This window comes from Dolichospermum sp. UHCC 0406, from assembly GCF_009712025.1.
Classification (GTDB): domain Bacteria; phylum Cyanobacteriota; class Cyanobacteriia; order Cyanobacteriales; family Nostocaceae; genus Dolichospermum; species Dolichospermum lemmermannii.
Map to the genome: position 1 here is coordinate 1 of NZ_VILA01000040.1, position 358 is coordinate 358.

Below are 358 nucleotides of genomic sequence, written 5' to 3' on the forward strand. Positions count from 1 at the left end.
GGCACTCTAGAGAGACTGCCGGTGACAAACCGGAGGAAGGTGGGGATGACGTCAAGTCAGCATGCCCCTTACGTCTTGGGCTACACACGTACTACAATGCTCCGGACAAAGGGCAGCTACACAGCGATGTGATGCGAATCTCATAAACCGGAGCTCAGTTCAGATCGAAGGCTGCAACTCGCCTTCGTGAAGGAGGAATCGCTAGTAATTGCAGGTCAGCATACTGCAGTGAATTCGTTCCCGGGCCTTGTACACACCGCCCGTCACACCATGGAAGTTGGTCACGCCCGAAGTCGTTACCCCAACCTTTTGGAGGGGGATGCCTAAGGTAGGACTGATGACTGGGGTGAAGTCGTAA

The 358-nt window shown here is 54.5% G+C and carries 1 rRNA gene; it reads left to right on the forward strand.

Going from position 1 to position 358, the window contains the following annotated elements:
• A 16S ribosomal RNA gene (locus FJR09_RS24220) occupies positions 1 to 358 on the forward strand; the annotation flags it as partial.